Below are 17,955 nucleotides of genomic sequence, written 5' to 3' on the forward strand. Positions count from 1 at the left end.
CGTTGGTCGACAGGGCGACGAAGTGCTTGGCGACCGCCTTCTCGTCCCCGTCCAGCCCGGCCAGCAGCCAGGAGCGGGCCGAGGTGGCGTTGGTGATGGTCTCGATGGTCGTGAACGTCTTGGACGCGATGATGAACAGGGTCTCGGCCGGGTCCAGGTCGCGGACCGCCTCGTGCAGGTCGGCGCCGTCGACGTTGGAGACGAAGCGGACGGTGAGGTCCCGGTCGGTGAAGGCGCGCAGCACCTCGTAGGCCATCGCGGGGCCGAGGTCGGAGCCGCCGATGCCGACGTTGACGACGGTGCGGATGCGCTTGCCGGTGTGGCCCTTCCACGCGCCCGAGCGGACCCGGTCCGCGAAGCCGGCCATCTTGTCGAGGACGGCGTGCACCTTGGGCACCACGTTCTCGCCGTCGACCTCGATCACCGCGTCGGCCGGGGCGCGCAGCGCGGTGTGCAGCACCGCCCGGTCCTCGGTGACGTTGATCCGCTCGCCGCGGAACATGGCGTCCCGCAGGCCGAAGACGTCGGTGGCGGCGGCCAGCTCGCGCAGCAGCCGCAGGGTCTCGTCGGTGACCAGGTGCTTGGAGTAGTCGAGGTACAGATCGCCCACCCGGAGGGTGTACCCGGTGCCGCGTCCGGGGTCGGCCCCGAACAGCTCGCGCAGGCTCACCTCGCCGAGTTCCTCGCGGTGCTCGGCCAGTGCGGTCCACTCGGGGGTCCGGTCGAGCCTGGTACGGCCGTCTGCGTTCATGTCTGACTTCCGCCTTCTTTCCTGCCGGTCCGCGCTGCCGGTCCCAACCTAATTGATCAGGGGGCGTACCGGCGCGGTGCCGGGCCGGGGGGAAGACGGTTCCGGCCGGGCACCTCGTGAGTGCCCGGCCGGTGCCAACTCTCAGATCTCGCCCCGCAGTTTGGCGAGCGCCTCGGCGAGGATCGCCTCGCCGTCCGCGTCGCTGCGGCGCTCACGCACATACGCCAGGTGGGTCTTGTAGGGCTCGGTGCGCGGTCGGTCCGGCGGGTTGTCCCGGTCCTGTCCGGCCGGGAAGCCGCAGCGCGGACAGTCCCACGTGTCGGGCACCTGCGCGTCGCTGGCGAAGCTCGGCTGCGTCTCGTGCCCGTTGGAACACCAGAAGGAGACGCGCAGGCGCGGCGCGGACTCGCCGCGCTCGGCCTCGCCCATCGGCCCCGCCCCGACCCGGCTACCTCGGATCGCGTTGCCACTTGCCACGGTCGTAACTCCCTGCGTGATGGTGCCGCGAAGCGAGTCGACGTTTCGCTTCGCTGCGAGCGCCTCAGTCTACGTAAGGCCCAACGCGCGTCCAGTGATTGGAGTTACCCGCCCCCATTTCCAGACGCAAGCCCCATGATAGGCCGCGCCGGGGGGCGCGTACCGGACATGGGGCCTTACGTGCGGAAGTGCGGATCGACCGGGTGCTAGTTGTTGGCCTTCATCAGCAGGCCGAGCACGATGATGCACGCGAACCAGAGCAGACCGACCACGACGGTGATCCGGTCGAGGTTGCGCTCGGCGACCGAGGAGCCGCCGACGGACGACTGCATACCGCCACCGAACATGTCGGAGAGGCCGCCGCCCTTCCCCTTGTGCATCAGCACCAGCAGCATCAGCAGCAGGCTGAAGACGATCAGGGCGATCGAGAACCCCATAACCACGGCTGGACCAACTTCCTCGGATTCTGACGGACGACGGGGCCCAGCAGTCACTGCTGGACCCCGCCAGGGTACGACGTATCGCCGTCACCGCATACTCACCGCCGGGACTACTGGTCCCGGAAGCGGACGATCTTGACGAACTCGTCGGCGTCCAGCGAGGCGCCGCCGACCAGGGCGCCGTCGATGTCGGCCTGCGCCATGATCTCGGCGACGTTGCCCGACTTGACGGAGCCGCCGTACTGGATGCGGATCTGGTCGGCGGTCTCCTGGGAGTACAGCTCGGCGAGCTTGCCGCGGATCGCCGCGCAGACCTCCTGGGCGTCCTCGGCGCCGCAGACCTTGCCGGTGCCGATGGCCCACACCGGCTCGTAGGCGATGACGACGGTACGGGCCTGCTCGGCCGGGAGGTCCTTCAGGCCGCCCTCGACCTGGGCGAGGGTGTGGGTGACGTGGTTGCCCGCCTCGCGGACCTCCAGTTCCTCGCCGACGCACAGGATCGGGGTCAGGCCGTGCTTGTAGGCGGCCTTGACCTTGGCGTTGACCAGCTCGTCGGTCTCGCCGTGGTACTGCCGGCGCTCGGAGTGGCCGACCGCGACGTAGGTGCACTTCAGCTTGGCCAGCATCGGGCCGGAGATCTCGCCGGTGTAGGCACCGCCGTCGTGGGCCGAGATGTCCTGGGCGCCGTACTTGATCCGCAGCTTGTCCCCGTCGACCAGGGTCTGCACCGAGCGGAGGTCGGTGAAGGGCGGCAGTACGGCGACCTCGACGGCCTCGTAGTCCTTGTCGGCCAGGGCGAAGGCGAGCTTCTGGACGTGGGCGATGGCCTCCAGGTGGTTGAGGTTCATCTTCCAGTTGCCCGCCATCAGCGGCGTACGGGTGCTCATCGAGGTTCAGTCCTCCAGTGCGGCGAGACCGGGGAGCGTCTTGCCCTCGAGGTATTCGAGGGAGGCGCCGCCGCCGGTCGAGATGTGGCCGAATGCGTTCTCGTCGAAGCCCAGGGTGCGGACGGCCGCGGCGGAGTCGCCGCCGCCGACCACGGTGAAGCCCGGGGCGTCGACGAGGGCCTGGGCGACCGCTTTGGTGCCCTCGGCGTAGTCGGGGTGTTCGAAGACGCCCATGGGGCCGTTCCAGAAGACGGTGGCCGCGTCGGCGAGCTTCGAGGCGTACAGCTTGCGGGTCTCGGGGCCGATGTCCAGGCCCTCCTGGTCGGCGGGGATGGCGTCCGCGGCGACGGTGGCGGGGTGGGCCGGGGCCTTGGTCTTCAGGTCCGGGAACTCGGTGGCAACCAGCACGTCGACCGGGAGGACCAGCTCGACGCCGCTCTTCTCGGCGCGCTCGATGTACTCCTTGACGGCCGGGATCTGGTCCTCCTGGAGGAGGGAGATGCCGACCTCGTGGCCCTTGGCCTTGAGGAAGGTGTAGGCCATGCCGCCGCCGATGAGCAGCCGGTCGGCCTTGCCGAGCAACTGGTCGATGACGGCGAGCTTGTCGGAGACCTTGGCGCCGCCGAGCGCGACCACGTAGGGGCGCTGGACGTCGTCGGTGAGCTTCTTCAGGACGCCGACCTCGGTGGCGATGAGGTAACCGGCGTAGTGCGGGAGCCTCTTCGGCAGGTCGAAGACCGAGGCGTGCTTGCGGTGCACGGCGCCGAAGCCGTCGCCGACGTAGACGTCCGCGAGGCCGGCCAGCTTGTCGGCGAAGGCGGCGCGCTCGGCGTCGTCCTTGGCGGTCTCGCCGGCGTTGAAGCGCAGGTTCTCGACGACCGCGACGCCGCCGTCGGCGAGAGCGGCGACGACCGACTCGGCGGAGGGGCCGACGGTGTCCTCGGCGAAGGCGACGTCGGCGCCGAGCAGCTCACCGAGGCGGGCGGCGGCGGGGGCGAGGGAGAAGGCGGGGTCCGGGGCGCCCTTGGGGCGGCCCAGGTGCGAGGCGACGACCACCCGCGCGCCCGCTCCGGCCAGGGCCTTGACGGTGGGCAGCACCGCGCGGATGCGGCCGTCGTCGGTGATGGTGGTGCCGTCCAGCGGGACGTTGAGGTCGGCGCGGACGAAGACGCGCTTGCCCGCGACGCCTTCGGAGAGCAGTTCGTCGATCGTCTTCATGCAGGGACTCCTGGGACTCTGGAACGCTCGTGATCCTACGAGGGCTGGTCGTGCCGGACGCGACTCAGGGCTCGGACGGCACACGCGCGGGTGCCGTCCGAGCCCTGGGGCCGCATGCCGTCGGTCAGAGCTGGTTGCCGACGAAGACCGTGAGGTCGACGAGGCGGTTGGAGTAACCCCACTCGTTGTCGTACCAGCCGATGACCTTCACGTTCTTGCCCTCCTGGACCATGGTCAGGGAGGAGTCGAAGGTGCAGGACGCCGGGGCGTTGACGATGTCCGAGGAGACGATCGGGTCCTCGGTGTACTCCAGGATGCCCTTCAGCTCGCCCTCGGCGGCCTTCTGGAAGGCGGCGTTGACCTCTTCCTTGGTGACCTCGCGGGAGAGCTCGATGACCAGGTCGGTGACCGAGCCGGTCGGGACCGGGACGCGCATGGCCATGCCGTCGAGCTTGCCCTTGAGCTGCGGGAGCACCAGGGCGGTCGCCTTGGCGGCGCCGGTGGTGGTCGGGATGATGTTCTCGGCGGCGGCCCGGGCGCGGCGCAGGTCCTTGTGCGGGAAGTCCAGGATGCGCTGGTCGTTGGTGTACGCGTGCACCGTCGTCATCAGGCCCTTGACGATGCCGAAGTTCTCGTCGAGCACCTTGGCCATCGGCGCCACACAGTTGGTGGTGCAGGAGGCGTTGGAGATGACGTGGTGGTTCGCCGGGTCGTACGTGTCCTGGTTGACGCCCATCACGATGGTGACGTCCTCGTCCTTGGCCGGGGCCGAGATGAGGACCTTCTTGGCGCCGCCCGCGATGTGCTTCTCGGCGTCGGCCTTCTTGGTGAAGATGCCGGTCGACTCGATGACGATGTCGACGCCCAGCTCGCCCCAGGGGATGTCGGCGGGGTTGCGCTCGGCGAGGACCTTGATGGTCTTGCCGCCGACGGTGATGGTGTCCTCGGTGTGGGAGACCTCCTGCTTGAGGCGCCCGAGGATGGTGTCGTACTTCAGCAGGTGAGCGGTGGTCGCGGTGTCACCCAGGTCGTTGACAGCCACGATCTCGATGTCTGCACCCTGCTCCAGCAGCGCGCGGAAGTAGTTACGACCGATGCGGCCAAAGCCGTTGATGCCTACGCGGATCGTCACGAACCGATCTCCTCGTTGGTACGCCGGCTCGAATGCCGGCGAGCTGTATGGGATGTCCCCGACCGCATACGACCCTACCTCCCCGAGGCGTCGGGGGTGACATCGAGAGGGCCGTACACGGCCAGGTGGTCCGTACCCGTCGGTAGGGGTACGGACCACCTGGAGACACCAGGGAAAGACCACCCGATTTCGCTACGGGGTGTCACTCCCTGTTGACCGGCGATGTCACTCGTCCAGGGTTCCCAGCGCCTTGCGGATCAATGCCGTCCGGTCGGCGGCGGAGGTGAGGTGCTCCAGGCCGAAGCCCAGCAGCACGGTGTCGTCGGTGGTGACCGCCCCGTACGTCTGGAACAGCGCTCCGGTGCGCGTCCAGTCCCTCAGCACGGCCGGGCTGCCCGCGGGGGGTCCGGCGACGCGCCAGGGGCCGAGGGAGGTCTCGAAGCCCTCGGTCTCGGTGGCGGTGCCGCCGACGACCACGGACGCCTCGTCGGCGAGGACGCCGCGCCCGCCGGTGCCGGGGTCGGTGACGTAGCTGAGGGAGATCTCCACGTTCTTCCCGGCGTACGCGCTCAGGTCGAAGGAGACCTGCTGCCAGCCGTCGGAGGCCCCGGTGAGGCTGTTCCAGGAGCCGCTGGTGCCGGTGGCGGCGCAGCCGTCGTCACCGGGGGTCAGGTAGTGCTCCAGCCAGGGGTGCTCGTCCAGGTAGTAGCCGGCCGAGCACTCCGCGGGGACGGCGGTGCTGGTGGCGCCGCCCGCCTCGGGCAGGGTCGTCCAGTCGTCGCCGCCCGCGGTGCGGGCCTCCACCAGGACGTGGTCGTAGCCGCGCTCGGTGTTCCACAGCAGCCGGGTGGTGAACGCCGGGCGCTGGGCCGCGGTGACGCCGGTCAGGTCCACGGTGCGGCTGAGCCGCTTGTAGGCGTCGTCGGTGTGCACGGCGGCGGCCATGTACGAACCCGCGTAGGGCCCGTACGGATTGACCGTGCCGGCGAACCGCCCGGCGCCCTCGCTGGCGAACTGCGGGTACTGCGCGACCGGCAGCTCGTCGGAGGTGACGCTGTAGGTGCCGGCCTGGTCCAGCGGGTTGCCGGGGGCGGTGCCGAGCGTGCCGCCGGTGCCGGCCAGCCGTCCGGAGCCGGTGAACGCGGTGGCCCCGGGGGTGGAGGTGCGGGTGTAGGCGCCCAGGTAGTACTGGCTGAAGTCGTCGGAGAGGTTGCCGTCGCCGAGGTCGACGCTGCCGCCGGCCTGCTCGCCCGCCTCGACCAGCTTGCCGCCCTCGTTGAGGTAGGCGCGCAACTGGAGCTGGGTGGCGTTGCCGGGGGTGGCCGCGCCGGTGTAGTGCACGACGGTGCCGAAGTGGGCGAGGACGCCGAGCGCGTCGGGCGCGCCCTGGACGGCGACGTCCCACACGGCCGCCCGGTGACCGGCCGCCCTGAGGGCGTTCACGTACGTCTGTGCCTGCGTGGCCTTGGCACCTTCCTCGGCGACCACCAGGACGTCGGCGCGCGGCCGTTCGGCGACGGTGTAGGTGAAGCGGTCGCTGGAGACCCGCCTGCCCCGCCGGTCCTCGCCGGTGAACCAGACCTGGACCTTGTCGCCCGGGTCGGCGTGCCGCACCTTCGCCCGGTACTCGTCGAAGTAGAGGTTGTCCTCGCCGCCGTAGGTCTCGCCGCCCTTCCAGGGGCGCAGTGACGTGTCGTGCGTCCGGCCGCCGTTGACGCGGTACTTCAGCTCCTTGTGGCGCACCGCCTTGCGGGCGACGACGGCGACCTCCTGGTCGGCGCCGCGGGCGTAGGAGGTGGTGAACGTCTTCGGGGTGAAGTCGGGGGCGTCCAGGCCGACCGCGGAGGACGGCCGGTCGGGATGCGGCGCGGTCTCGGCGACGGAGAGGGCGAACGGGATGTTCTTCTCGAACTCCTGCTGGATCAGCTTCTCGTCGTCCGGGAAGTTGAAGACGGACTGGCAGTCGCCCGCGTTCCACTCGTCGTCCGGGTCGAGGTCCGAGGCGGTCTGGCAGGTCGACATCTCGGGGGTGAACATCGCCATGCCGTTGACGTTGGCGGCGTGGCCGTCCGCCTCGCCGTTGGTGGTGTACAGCTCCGAGGAGACCTGCGGGCGGTAGCCGGGGATCGCCGAGTCGCCGGGGGTGCCGGCCAGCGCCCGGTACAGCACGTCGTCCGGGGTGTCGGTGGCCACCTGCCAGCCGACGCCGTAGAGCAGCAGTTCGGCGGCGGAGTGGTAGTTGATGCCGTACGTGAAGCCGATCCGCTTCTCGAAGGCGTCCAGCGCCTTGGTCTCGGGCTCGGAGTTCGGGCCGGAGCCGCGGTAGGTCTGGCTGGTGGGGTTGGGGGACGAGCCCTCGTCGTCGTAGCCCCACTTGTAGGCGAAGTTGCGGTTGAGGTCGACGCCGTCGCCGGTGCCGATGGCGCCGTCGCCGTTGACGTCCCGCAGGTTCTTGCGCCACAGGCGGTGGTCGGTGTCCTGGAAGGTGTAGTCGTAGCCGTCAGGGTTGGCCGACAGCAGGAACCACAGTTCGGTGCTGTCGACGATCTTCTTGATCCGCCGGTCGGTGCGGTAGTTGTCCAGGTAGTGGTGCATCAGCCGCCGGGTCATCTCCGGGGTGATCCACTCGCGCGCGTGCTGGTTGGACGCGTACAGGACGGCCGGCTTGGAGCCGTCCTCGGTGTGCTTCGCGCCCTTGGTGAGCTTCAGCGCGAGGATGTCCTGCCCGTTGACGGTCTTGCCGATGGAGACGACCTTGGTCAGGCCGGGGTTCCGCTGGGCGGTCCGGAGGAGTTCCTCCTTCAGCCCGCCGCTGCCGCTGTACGGCCGGAAGACGCCGTCGGCGGCGGCCTCGACGCGCCGCTCGGCGCGGGCGGACAGGGTGTGCTCGGTGAGGTCGACGCCCTTCTTCTCCAGGTCATCGGCCTGCTGGTCGGTGAGGTACACCTCGACGGTGGCGGTGCCCTTGGCGGGCACCTGCTCGCCGAGTTCGTGCCCGTCCTGGCCGGCGGCGAGCAGCAGGGGTACCTGCCGCTGGGTGACCTCGGCGCGGAAGACCTTCACCTCGTCCGCGTCCTGGGCCGCGGTGGCCCCGGACTGCGCTTGGGCGACGGGTGCGAAGCCGGCTCCGCCGAGCAGGAGCGTGCCGGCAGCGAGGATCGATCTCGCTCTGCGTCTCATGAACCCCCCTAGCGTGGTCCGCCACGGCGGCGAACAGATTGCCAGGCTCATGACACTCCATGATCGAGTCAAGAGGCGGGCTGCGACACGGGGAGTGACGGGGGCTGCCACTCGGGTGGGGGGTGGGTGGCGGCGGTCGGGGTGGAGGGTGTGTCCCCCGGGGGGCCTGTGACGGGCCGGGCGCCGGGGGGGGCGGGGTGGCCTGCGACGCGGTGGCGGGGGCGGGGTGTGTCCCCGGGGACGGCCTGTGAGGGCCGGGCGCTGGGGGGCTTGGCAACCCGCGACGCCGTGGCGGGGGCGGGTGGGCGGGTGGATCGGGCGGGATGCCGGACCCCGGGGACGGGCGGGCCGGCCGCGACGCCGTACCCCGGGGGCGGGCCCGTCAGCCCGCGAGGTTGTCGGCCAGTTCCTCGGAGAGGTTCGCCTCCGTGCCCGGGATGCCGAGGTCGGCGGCGCGCTTGTCGGCCATGGCCAGCAGCCGGCGGATACGGCCGGCGACGGCGTCCTTGGTCAGCGGCGGGTCGGCCAGCGCGCCCAGCTCCTCCAGGGACGCCTGCTTGTGCTCCATGCGGAGCCGGCCGGCCGCCGCGAGGTGCTCGGGGACGTCGTCGCCGAGGATCTCCAGGGCGCGCTGCACCCGGGCGCCCGCCGCGACGGCGGCGCGGGCGGACCGGCGCAGGTTGGCGTCGTCGAAGTTGGCCAGGCGGTTGGCGGTGGCGCGGACCTCGCGCCGCATCCGCCGCTCCTCCCAGGCCAGTACGGAGTCATGGGCGCCGAGCCGGGTGAGCAGCGCGCCGATCGCGTCGCCGTCGCGGACCACGACCCGGTCCACCCCGCGCACCTCGCGGGCCTTCGCGGCGATCGACAGCCGACGGGCGGCGCCGACCAGCGCGAGCGCGGCCTCCGGCCCCGGGCAGGTCACCTCCAGCGAGGAGGAACGGCCGGGCTCGGTCAGCGAGCCGTGCGCCAGGAAGGCCCCGCGCCAGGCGGCCTCGGCGTCGCAGGTGGCCCCCGAGACCACCTGCGGGGGCAGACCGCGGATGGGCCGGCCCCGGCCGTCGACCAGACCGGTCTGCCGGGCCAGTTGATCACCGCCCGCGACGACCCGGACCACGTAACGCGAACCGCGGCGCAGTCCGCCCGGCGCCATCACGATCAGCTCCGAGCTGTGGCCGAAGATCTCCAGGATGTCCCGCTTGAGCCGCCGGGCGGCACTGGTGGTGTCCAGCTCCGCCTCGATCACGATGCGTCCGCTCACCAGGTGGAGGCCGCCGGCGAACCGCAGAATGGCGGAGACCTCCGCCTTCCTGCAGCAGGTACGGGTGACGGGAAGTCGCGAGACCTCGTCCTTCACCGCTGCCGTCATCGCCATGGGCCGATCCTTCCATGCATCCGAAAAATACGGTCGTACGCGGCGGCCAGCAGCTCCGGGTCGTGCCTCGGGGTCCCGTCGGTCCGGGCCACCGGCGCCAGCTCGACCGCGGCGCCGAACCGCTTGGCGGCGTCGGTGAGCGAGTCCCGGTCGGGCACGGCGGCCTCGTCGGCCAGCACCACGTCCAGGGCGAGTTTAGGGGCGTGTCGCCCCAAAACCTCCAAATGACGCTGCGGGGAGAAGCCCTCGGTTTCTCCGGGCTGCGGGGCGAGGTTCAGCGAGAGCACCCGGCGGGCCTTCGTCGCGGTGAGCGCGTCCAGCAGATCGGGGACCAGCAGGTGCGGGATGACGGAGGAGAACCAGGAGCCGGGGCCGAGGACCACCCAGTCGGCGTCGAGGACCGCCGCGACCGCCTCCGGGACGGCCGGCGGGTCGGCCGGCACCAGGTGCACCGACTGCACCTCGCCGGGCGTGAGCGCCACCGTCGCCTGCCCGCGCACGGTGTCGACGTCCCCCGGCCGCTCCGGGTCGTGGCCCTTGACCAGGGCCTGCAGCTCCAGCGGCACCGCGGACATGGGCAGCACCCGCCCGTGCGCGCCGAGCAGCTTGCCGACCAGGTCCAGGGCCTGCACATGGTCGCCGAGCTGCTCCCACAGGGCGACGATCAGCAGATTGCCGACCGCGTGCTCGTGCAGGTCGCCCTGGGACTGGAAGCGGTGCTGGATGACCCTGGCCCAGGTCTGGCCCCAGTCGTCGTCGCCGCAGAGCGCGGCCAGCGCCTTGCGCAGGTCGCCGGGGGGCAGTACCCCCAGCTCGTCGCGGAGGCGCCCGCTGGAGCCGCCGTCGTCGGCCACGGTGACGACGGCGGTGAGGTCGCCGGTGATCCGGCGCAGCGCGGCGAGCGAGGCGGACAGGCCCATGCCGCCGCCGAGGGCGACGACCTTGGGCTGGGCGCCGCGGCGGCGCGGCCTGCCGCCGCGCGCCTCTACGGGCCGGCTGCCGCGTCCCTCGGACACCGCCCGGCGCAGCCTGCTCAGCCGCGGAGTACGTCCTGTCATTCCCGTCCCATGTCCCGGTGCACGACCACCGTCTCCACACCCTCGGCCGCGAGCCGGGCGGCGAGCTTCTCCGACATGGCGACGGAGCGGTGCTTGCCGCCGGTGCAGCCGACGGCGATGGTCACGTAGCGCTTGCCCTCCCGACGGTAGCCCGCGGCGACGAGCTGGAGCAGTTCGGCATAGCGGTCGAGGAACTCCTTCGCCCCGGGCTGGTTCAGGACGTACGCCGACACCTCCTCGTTCAGGCCGGTGAACGGGCGCAGCTCCGGGACCCAGTGCGGGTTGGGCAGGAAGCGCATGTCCGCCACCAGGTCGGCGTCGACCGGCAGCCCGTACTTGAAGCCGAACGACATGACGGTGGCCCGCAGCTCCGGCTCCTCCTCGCCGGCGAACTGGGCGTCCATCTTGGCGCGCAGCTCGTGCACGTTGAGGCTGGAGGTGTCGATCACCAGGTCGGCGTCGCCGCGCAGCTCGCGCAGCAGCTCCCGCTCGGCGGCGATGCCGTCGACGATGCGGCCGTCGCCCTGGAGGGGGTGCGGGCGGCGCACCGACTCGAAGCGGCGCACCAGGGCCTCGTCGGAGGACTCCAGGAAGACGATCCGCCGGGTGACCCCGCGGGCGTCGAGGTCGGCCAGGGATTCGCGCAGGTTGTCGAAGAAGCGGCGGCCCCGGACGTCGACGACGACCGCGATCCTGGCCACGTTGCCCTGCGAGCGGGCGCCCAGCTCCACCATGGTGGGGATCAGCGCGGGCGGCAGGTTGTCCACGACGAACCAGCCGAGGTCCTCCAGACACTTGGCGGCCGTCGACCGCCCGGCCCCCGACATGCCGGAGATGATCACCAGCTCGGGGATGGCCGCCTCGGGCACACCGCCCTTGTCCTTCCCCGTACCTTCCTTGCCCGTACCTTCCTTGCCGGTGCCTTCCTTGCCCGTACTCACCTGTGCTCCGTCGTCCTGCCGGTCCGGTCCGGCCTCCCGCGCGGCGTCGCCCTGGCCGGCCGTGCCCTCGCCGGCCGTGCCCTGGCCGGCCGTGCCCGCGGCTTCCTCTCGCGCGGTGATGCCCGGGGCGTGCTCCCGCCCGGTCGTGCCCGCGGCCTGTTCTCGCGCGGTCGTGCCCGCGGCGTGTTCTCGCGCGGTGGTGGGCCGTGTCTCGTGCTCGGTCATGTCTCCTGCCCCCGTCGTTCGTCCGGGGCGCCCGTGGTCACGGGCTCCCCCGGGGCGTCCGCCGTCGTTTCGGGCGCCCCTTCGTCGTCTTCCATGATCTCGCCGGTCGCCGTGTTCACGGCGGGCGCGGCCGGGGCCGCCTGGGCGAGCGCCGCGGCGACCGTCTCGGCCGTCTTGCGGCCTATGCCGGGTACCTCGCGGATCTCGTCGACGGTCGCCGCGCGCAGCTTCTTCAGCGAACCGAAGTGCTTGATCAGAGCCTGTTTACGGGTCTCACCCAGCCCCGGGACGTCGTCCAGGGGACTGGCGCGGAAACGCTTGGCGCGCTTGGCCCGCTGATAGGTGATCGCGAAGCGGTGGGCCTCGTCGCGGACGCGCTGGAGCAGGTACAGGCCCTCGCTGGTGCGGGGCAGCACCACCGGGTCGTCCTCGCCGGGCAGCCAGACCTCCTCCAGGCGCTTGGCCAGACCGCACACCGCGATGTCGTCGATGCCCAGCTCGTCCAGGGCGCGCTGGGCCGCGGCCACCTGCGGCTGCCCGCCGTCGACGACGACGAGCTGCGGCGGGTAGGCGAAGCGCTTGGGGCGGCCGTCCTCGTCCTTGAGACTGCTGTCGAGCGGCAGGCCGGCGTCCGGGTCCGGGGCAGGTGACAGGTCCGGCGCCGGGGCCGCGTCCGCGTGCGGGGCCGCCTGGGGGGCGCCGTCCGGGAGCGGGGGCTGTGCCTGCGGGGAGCGCGGGCCGTCCGTCCACTCGCCGGTGCGCTCCTTCTCGGCGAGGTAGCGGCGGAAGCGGCGGGTGATCACCTCGTGCATGGACCGGACGTCGTCCTGCCCGGCGAACCCCTTGATCTGGAACCGCCGGTACTCGCTCTTGCGGGCGAGTCCGTCCTCGAAGACGACCATGGAGGCCACGACGTCGTCCCCCTGGAGGTGGGAGATGTCGTAGCACTCGATGCGCAACGGCGCGCTGTCCAGACCGAGCGCCTCGGCGATCTCCTCCAGCGCGCGCGAGCGCGTGGTCAGGTCCGAGGCACGCTTGGTCTTGTGCAGCACCAGCGCCTGCTGGGCGTTGCGCTGCACGGTCTCCATCAGCGCCTTCTTGTCGCCGCGCTGCGGGATCCGCAGCGACACGCCCGACCCGCGGCGGTCGGTGAGCCACTGCTGGACCGGCTCCACCGGGTCGGGCAGCGCCGGGACCAGGACCTCCTTGGGGACGGCGTCACCGGTCTCCTCGCCGTACAACTGCTGGAGCGCGTGCTCCACGAGGGCGCCGGTGGTGATCTCCTCGACCTTGTCGGTGACCCAGCCGCGCTGACCGCGCACCCGTCCGCCGCGCACGTGGAAGATCTGGACCGCCGCCTCCAGCTCGTCCTCGGCGACGGCGATCAGGTCGGCGTCGGTCGCGTCGGCGAGCACGACCGCGTTCTTCTCCATGGCCTTCTTCAGGGCCTCGATGTCGTCGCGCAGCCGGGCCGCCCGCTCGTACTCCATCTCCTCGGCCGCCTCGGCCATCTGCTTCTCCAGGCGGCGCAGGTAGGTGCCCGTGCGGCCGGCCATGAAGTCGCAGAACTCGTCGGCCAGGTCCCAGTGGTCGTCGGGCGAGATCCGGCCGACGCAGGGCGCGGAGCACTTGCCGATGTAGCCGAGCAGGCAGGGGCGGCCGGTCCGGGCCGCGTTCTTGAAGACGCCGGCCGAGCAGGTGCGGACCGGGAAGACACGCAACAGGAGGTCGACCGTGTCCCGGATCGCCCACGCGTGCGCGTACGGGCCGAAGTAGCGCACGCCCTTCTTCTTGTGGCCGCGCATCACCTGCACCCGCGGGAACTCCTCGTTCATCGTCACCGCGAGGTACGGGTAGCTCTTGTCGTCGCGGTACTTCACGTTGAACCGCGGGTCGTACTCCTTGATCCAGGAGTACTCGAGCTGGAGCGCCTCCACCTCCGTGGACACCACCGTCCACTCCACGGACGCCGCCGTGGTGACCATGGAGCGGGTGCGGGGGTGCAGGTTCGCCAGGTCCTGGAAGTAGTTGGCCAGGCGCTGGCGCAGGCTCTTCGCCTTTCCGACGTAGATCACCCGGCGGTGCTCGTCGCGGAACCTGTACACCCCCGGCGAGTCCGGGATCTGTCCCGGACTGGGGCGGTAGCTGGAGGGGTCGGCCATGTCTCACACCCTACTGGCGAGCACCGACAGTCCGGCGGGCCCGTGGACGACGTGCCGCGGACCGCCGATCAGGCCCGGCGCCCCGCTCCGGCGGACGGTGCGGTCTCGGCCAGGAGCGCGCGCCCGGCGGGCCCCGAGTGTTGTCGGGACCTGGCCGACACGCTTCAATGCGGGAGGACCGGGGGCCCGAAGCGGCGTACGGATGTGCGGACTCCGCCGCGCCGCACCGGGGGCGGCCCCTGCCGATCCGCGCCCCGGCGGTCCGAACCGCCGGGACGAGCCTTCACAGAGGAGCCCCTGCATGCCGCACGCCACACAGCACGCGGACACCGCCGGCGCCGAACTGGACTCCGTTCTGCGCGGTGGGCCCTTCCACGTCGCGCTGCGCACCGCGATAGCCGCGCGGGGGCTGCCGCTGCAACGCGTGCAGCACCACCTGTCGCGCCGCGGGGTGAAGGTGGGCGTCACCAGCCTGAGCTACTGGCAGCAGGGCGCCCGGCGCCCGCAGCGCCCCGAGTCGCTGCGGGCCGTACGGGCGCTGGAGGAGATCCTCCAGTTGCCGGCCCAGTCACTGCTCCGGCTGCTCGGCGAGACCGGTACCGGCCCGGCGGGCGTGGCGGGTACGGCGGGCCCGGCGGGGCAGCGGGGGCAGCAGTTCGCGGCCCGGCGGCACCACGCGCGCGTGACGGTCACCGGCACCGTGGACCGGCTGCTGGCCGAGCTGGGCCAGCAGACGGACGGCGGGCTGCTCACCCTCGGCCACCACGAACAGGTCCGCATCGGACCCCGCCGCGAACTGGCCGGCCGCGAGGAGCACCACATCGTCCGCGCCCGCCGCGACGGCGTCGACCGCTTCCTCGCCGTCCACCACGGCGACCCGGGGTGCGTACCGGAGCGCATGACCGTCCAGGCCCTGGAGAACTGCCGCACCGGACGCGTCCGCCGGCACCACGACACCGGCGTCCTGGTCGCCGAGCTGCTCTTCGACGTCCGACTGCGGGCCGGCGAGACCTACCTCTTCCGGTACGGCGTCGTGGACGGCACGGCAGGCGTGTCGCACGAGTACGCCCGGAGGTTCGACGGGGCGGGCGGGCAGTACGCCCTCCAGGTCCGGTTCGACGCGGCGGCCCGACCGGTGCGCTGCCACCGCTTCACCCAGCAGTCGGCCGCCACCCCGCGCGGCAGCCGCCAGACCCTCACCCTCAGCGGCCCCCACCACTGCGTCCACCTCGTGGAACCCCGCGTAAGGCCGGGCATCGTCGGCATCGGCTGGGACTGGACCTGACCTGGACGCCGACTCCCGGAGGGCCGGACGCCAGTCCCGGGAAACGCGCAGGCTGCGGGTGGCGGGGCGTCAGGCGGCCGGCCCGGCGACGATCCTGCCGCCCTTCGCCTCGACGGACAGCTCCTCCAGCGGCACGGTGGCCGGGGCATGCAGCACCTCACCGGTCCGGGCATCGAACTCGCTGCCGTGACAGGGACAGACCAGCCGGGTCCCCTCCAGCTTGTTGATGGCACACCCGGCATGCGTACAGACCGTGCTGTACGCCTTCAGGGAACCGTCCCGCCCCCGGCTGACCACGACATTGTGGTCCCGGTACAGCTTCGCGCTCCCCTCCGCGACCTCCTTCTCCGCCCCCAGGTCCACCGGCGCGGTCGGCGCCGCTGCCGCGCCTCCCCCGCCGTCCGGCCCGCACGCGGCCGCCCCCAGTCCGGCGACGGGGACGACGGCCGCCGAGCGCAGGAGGGTACGACGGCTCGGGACGGCAGGACGGGCGGGCATGGGGGCTCCCAGGTCGGAGGGGGTGGGTCGGTCGTGTCGACGATATCGAGGGGGGTGGTGGGGAGCTGGGCGGGGTGGGGCTCTGGATGAGGGGCTCCGGGTGAGGGGCTCTGGATGGGGCGCGTAAGCGCTCGCGCAAGCGCCTACGCAAACGATTACGCAACCGCATGCGCAAGCGCGTGCGCAAGCGAATGCGTAAACGATTACGCAAGCGTTTACGCGCCCCACCGAATGCGATACCGTCCCGCCATCGACCCACAAGAAAGAACCCGCCGATGCCGACCATGGCCGATGTGGCGCGAAGCGCCGGCGTCTCCGTCGCCACCGTCTCGCACGTCCTCAACGACACCCGGCCCGTCCTGCCCCACACCCGCCAGGCGGTCCTGGACGCGATCGAGGAACTGGGCTACACCCCGAACACCCTCGCCCGTTCCCTGGTGACCGCCCGGACCCGGTCCATCGGGCTCGCCGTCTCTGCGGTCAGCAACCCGTACTTCACCGACATACTCCAGGGCGTCGAGACCGCCGCCCTGGAAGGGGGTTACAGCCTGCTCATCGCCGACCCGCACGACGACCCCGGCCATGAGCGGCAGGTCGTCCAGCTCCTGCACGAGCGCCGTGTCGACGGCATGATCGTGGCACCCTCGGCCGACCCGCGCGCACTCGTCGCCTACCTGCGGCGGCACCGCGTACCGACCGTGTTCCTGGACCGCACGGTCGACGTCCCCGACGGCGACGCCCCGCACATCGACCAGGTCTGCGCGGCGGGCGCCGAGCCGACGACCCGGCTGGTCACACATCTCGCCGGGCTCGGACACCGGCGGATCGGGCTGGTCGCCGGCCGGCCCGGACTCAGCACCACACGCGAGCGGATCACCGGCTACCGGCACGGCCTCGCGGCGGCCGGTCTGCCGTACGACGAGCGGCTGCTGGTGCACGGCGACTCCGAGGCGGCCGGCGCGGAACGGGCCACGGCCGAGCTGCTGTCCCTGGCGGTGCCGCCGTCCGCGCTGGTCACGGCCAACAACGCGATGACCATCGGCGCGCTGCGCGCCCTGCGGGACCGCGGGCTGTCCGTGCCCGGCGACATGGCGCTGTGCTGTTTCGACGACTTCGACTGGGCGGACCTCTTCTCCCCCCGGCTCACCGCCGTGGCCCAGCCCAGTTGGGAACTCGGCGCCCAGGCCGTCCGGCTCCTCCTGGACCGGCTGGCGGAACCGGACCGCCCCGCCCGGACCGTACGCCTGCCCTGCGCCTTCGTGCACCGCGCCTCCTGCGGCTGCCCCGAGGACACGCCGCCCCCGGCCACCACCCACCACCCGGCCCGGACACCCGAACCTCACGCATCACTCAGCCCACCGAAGCCACCCCGGACACCCAGCACCACCCCACCCCCCGACCCGACAGAGAGGACCGCCCGTGATCGTCGTCGCCGGTGAGGCACTGATCGACCTGGTACCGCAGGGCACCGGCGCGCTGGCCGCCCTGGTCCCGGCGCTCGGCGGCGGGCCGTACAACACGGCCGTCGCGCTGGGCCGCCTCGGCTCCGCCACCGCCTTCTGCTCCCGGGTGTCGTACGACGCGTTCGGGGAGGCGCTGCTGGACCGGCTGCGCCGTACCGGCGTGGACGTGTCGGCGGTGCAGCGCGGGGCGGAGCCCACGACGCTCGCCGTCGCCACGGTCGGCGCGGACGGTTCGGCCGCGTACTCCTTCTACGTGGAGGGCACGGCGGACCGGCTGTTCGGCACGCCCGCCGCGCTGCCGCCGGACACCCGGGCGGTCTCCTTCGGCACGTGTTCGCTGGTGCTGGAGCCGGGCGCGAGCGCGTACGAGGAACTGATGCGCGACGCGGCGGCGCGCGGGGTGTTCACGGCGCTGGACCCGAACATCCGGGCGGGTCTGATCGCCGATCCGGACGCCTACCGGGCGCGGTTCAAGAGCTGGCTGCCGTCGGTGTCGTTGCTGAAGCTGTCCGCCGAGGACGCGGAGTGGCTGGGCGGCACGCCGCGGGAGTGGCTGGCGGCGGGGCCGGCGGCGGTCGTGGTCACCCGGGGCGGTGCCGGGCTGACCGCCTTCACCCGGGACGGCGGCGAGTACGCGGTGCCGGGCGAGCGGGTGGAGGTCGTCGACACCATCGGCGCGGGTGACACCGTCAACGCGGCGCTGCTGCACGGTCTCGCCGTCCGGGACGCGCTCAGCGAGCGGGGGCTGGGCGCGCTCGGCCGGGACGGCTGGACGGAGCTGCTGCGCTTCGCGGCGCGGGCCGCGGCCGTCACCTGCTCCCGCGCGGGCGCGGAACCGCCGTACGCCGCCGAACTGGAGGACTAGC

General features: G+C 72.2%; 15 protein-coding genes. 3 read left to right on the top strand and 12 right to left on the bottom strand.

Going from position 1 to position 17,955, the window contains the following annotated elements:
* The 11 genes from IE316_RS32285 to uvrC all read right to left on the bottom strand — a co-directional run.
* Positions 1-751, bottom strand: a 751-nt coding sequence (locus IE316_RS32285) for a phosphoglucose isomerase-related protein (protein ID WP_506005156.1), incomplete at its 3' end; no start/stop codon positions are given.
* 141 nt (positions 752-892) lie between these two features.
* Entirely contained in the window at positions 893-1,228 is a 336-nt protein-coding gene (locus tag IE316_RS32290) for an RNA polymerase-binding protein RbpA (protein ID WP_190208100.1), read from the bottom strand.
* 206 nt (positions 1,229-1,434) lie between these two features.
* The gene (gene secG / locus IE316_RS32295) at positions 1,435-1,665 is read right to left on the bottom strand and encodes a preprotein translocase subunit SecG (protein ID WP_190208204.1); all 231 of its coding nucleotides are present in this window, start codon (positions 1,663-1,665) and stop codon (positions 1,435-1,437) included.
* 113 nt (positions 1,666-1,778) lie between these two features.
* Positions 1,779-2,555, bottom strand: coding sequence for a triose-phosphate isomerase (gene tpiA, locus IE316_RS32300; protein WP_190208101.1), 777 nt, complete (start codon positions 2,553-2,555; stop codon positions 1,779-1,781).
* Positions 2,556-2,561: 6 nt separating this feature from the next.
* Positions 2,562-3,773, bottom strand: a complete 1,212-nt coding sequence (locus IE316_RS32305) for a phosphoglycerate kinase (protein ID WP_190208102.1) — start codon at positions 3,771-3,773, stop codon at positions 2,562-2,564.
* Between the two features lie 124 nt (positions 3,774-3,897).
* The gene (gap, locus tag IE316_RS32310; RefSeq protein WP_190208103.1) at positions 3,898-4,905 is read right to left on the bottom strand and encodes a type I glyceraldehyde-3-phosphate dehydrogenase; all 1,008 of its coding nucleotides are present in this window, start codon (positions 4,903-4,905) and stop codon (positions 3,898-3,900) included.
* Positions 4,906-5,130: 225 nt separating this feature from the next.
* Entirely contained in the window at positions 5,131-8,085 is a 2,955-nt protein-coding gene (locus tag IE316_RS32315; protein ID WP_190208104.1) for a M14 family metallopeptidase, read from the bottom strand.
* Positions 8,086-8,467: 382 nt separating this feature from the next.
* On the bottom strand, positions 8,468-9,457 hold the full coding sequence (gene whiA, locus IE316_RS32320; protein WP_190208105.1) for a DNA-binding protein WhiA: 990 nt from the start codon (positions 9,455-9,457) through the stop codon (positions 8,468-8,470).
* Positions 9,448-10,515 (bottom strand): gluconeogenesis factor YvcK family protein, encoded by a 1,068-nt coding sequence (locus tag IE316_RS32325; protein ID WP_190208106.1) that lies wholly within the window; start codon positions 10,513-10,515, stop codon positions 9,448-9,450. The genes whiA and IE316_RS32325 overlap by 10 nt, the downstream gene beginning before the upstream one ends.
* A complete protein-coding gene (gene rapZ / locus IE316_RS32330) occupies positions 10,512-11,681 on the bottom strand; it encodes an RNase adapter RapZ (RefSeq protein ID WP_190208107.1) in 1,170 nt (389 codons plus the stop codon). The genes IE316_RS32325 and rapZ overlap by 4 nt, the downstream gene beginning before the upstream one ends.
* Complete coding sequence (uvrC, locus tag IE316_RS32335; protein ID WP_190208108.1) at positions 11,678-13,843, bottom strand: excinuclease ABC subunit UvrC; 2,166 nt, start codon at positions 13,841-13,843, stop codon at positions 11,678-11,680. The genes rapZ and uvrC overlap by 4 nt, the downstream gene beginning before the upstream one ends.
* A 301-nt stretch (positions 13,844-14,144) precedes the next feature.
* Here uvrC and IE316_RS32340 point away from each other — a divergent pair, with 301 nt between their 5' ends.
* Entirely contained in the window at positions 14,145-15,128 is a 984-nt protein-coding gene (locus IE316_RS32340) for a hypothetical protein (protein WP_190208109.1), read from the top strand.
* A gap of 69 nt (positions 15,129-15,197) precedes the next feature.
* Here the strand turns inward: IE316_RS32340 and IE316_RS32345 are convergent, their stop codons facing one another.
* Positions 15,198-15,626, bottom strand: coding sequence for a Rieske (2Fe-2S) protein (locus tag IE316_RS32345; protein WP_190208110.1), 429 nt, complete (start codon positions 15,624-15,626; stop codon positions 15,198-15,200).
* Positions 15,627-15,901: 275 nt separating this feature from the next.
* Between IE316_RS32345 and IE316_RS32350 the strand changes: the two genes are divergently transcribed.
* Together IE316_RS32350 and IE316_RS32355 are read left to right on the top strand one after the other, a co-directional pair.
* Complete coding sequence (locus IE316_RS32350; RefSeq protein WP_190208111.1) at positions 15,902-17,065, top strand: LacI family DNA-binding transcriptional regulator; 1,164 nt, start codon at positions 15,902-15,904, stop codon at positions 17,063-17,065.
* On the top strand, positions 17,046-17,954 hold the full coding sequence (locus IE316_RS32355; RefSeq protein WP_190208112.1) for a carbohydrate kinase family protein: 909 nt from the start codon (positions 17,046-17,048) through the stop codon (positions 17,952-17,954). Before IE316_RS32350 ends, IE316_RS32355 begins: the two co-directional genes overlap by 20 nt.
* Position 17,955 lies beyond the last annotated feature (1 nt).

The organism is Streptomyces fumanus, from assembly GCF_014655295.1.
Lineage (GTDB): Bacteria > Actinomycetota > Actinomycetes > Streptomycetales > Streptomycetaceae > Streptomyces > Streptomyces fumanus.

What these genes read in the sequence shown, in the direction of transcription:
- secG (WP_190208204.1), bottom strand. Translation starts at nt 1,665, where the DNA reads ATGGGGTTCTCGATCGCCCTGATCGTCTTCAGCCTGCTGCTGATGCTG.
- tpiA (WP_190208101.1), bottom strand. Translation starts at nt 2,555, where the DNA reads ATGAGCACCCGTACGCCGCTGATGGCGGGCAACTGGAAGATGAACCTC.
- IE316_RS32305 (WP_190208102.1), bottom strand. Translation starts at nt 3,773, where the DNA reads ATGAAGACGATCGACGAACTGCTCTCCGAAGGCGTCGCGGGCAAGCGC.
- IE316_RS32315 (WP_190208104.1), bottom strand. Translation starts at nt 8,085, where the DNA reads ATGAGACGCAGAGCGAGATCGATCCTCGCTGCCGGCACGCTCCTGCTC.
- whiA (WP_190208105.1), bottom strand. Translation starts at nt 9,457, where the DNA reads ATGGCGATGACGGCAGCGGTGAAGGACGAGGTCTCGCGACTTCCCGTC.
- IE316_RS32325 (WP_190208106.1), bottom strand. Translation starts at nt 10,515, where the DNA reads ATGACAGGACGTACTCCGCGGCTGAGCAGGCTGCGCCGGGCGGTGTCC.
- rapZ (WP_190208107.1), bottom strand. Translation starts at nt 11,681, where the DNA reads ATGACCGAGCACGAGACACGGCCCACCACCGCGCGAGAACACGCCGCG.
- uvrC (WP_190208108.1), bottom strand. Translation starts at nt 13,843, where the DNA reads ATGGCCGACCCCTCCAGCTACCGCCCCAGTCCGGGACAGATCCCGGAC.
- IE316_RS32340 (WP_190208109.1), top strand. Translation starts at nt 14,145, where the DNA reads ATGCCGCACGCCACACAGCACGCGGACACCGCCGGCGCCGAACTGGAC.
- IE316_RS32345 (WP_190208110.1), bottom strand. Translation starts at nt 15,626, where the DNA reads ATGCCCGCCCGTCCTGCCGTCCCGAGCCGTCGTACCCTCCTGCGCTCG.
- IE316_RS32350 (WP_190208111.1), top strand. Translation starts at nt 15,902, where the DNA reads ATGCCGACCATGGCCGATGTGGCGCGAAGCGCCGGCGTCTCCGTCGCC.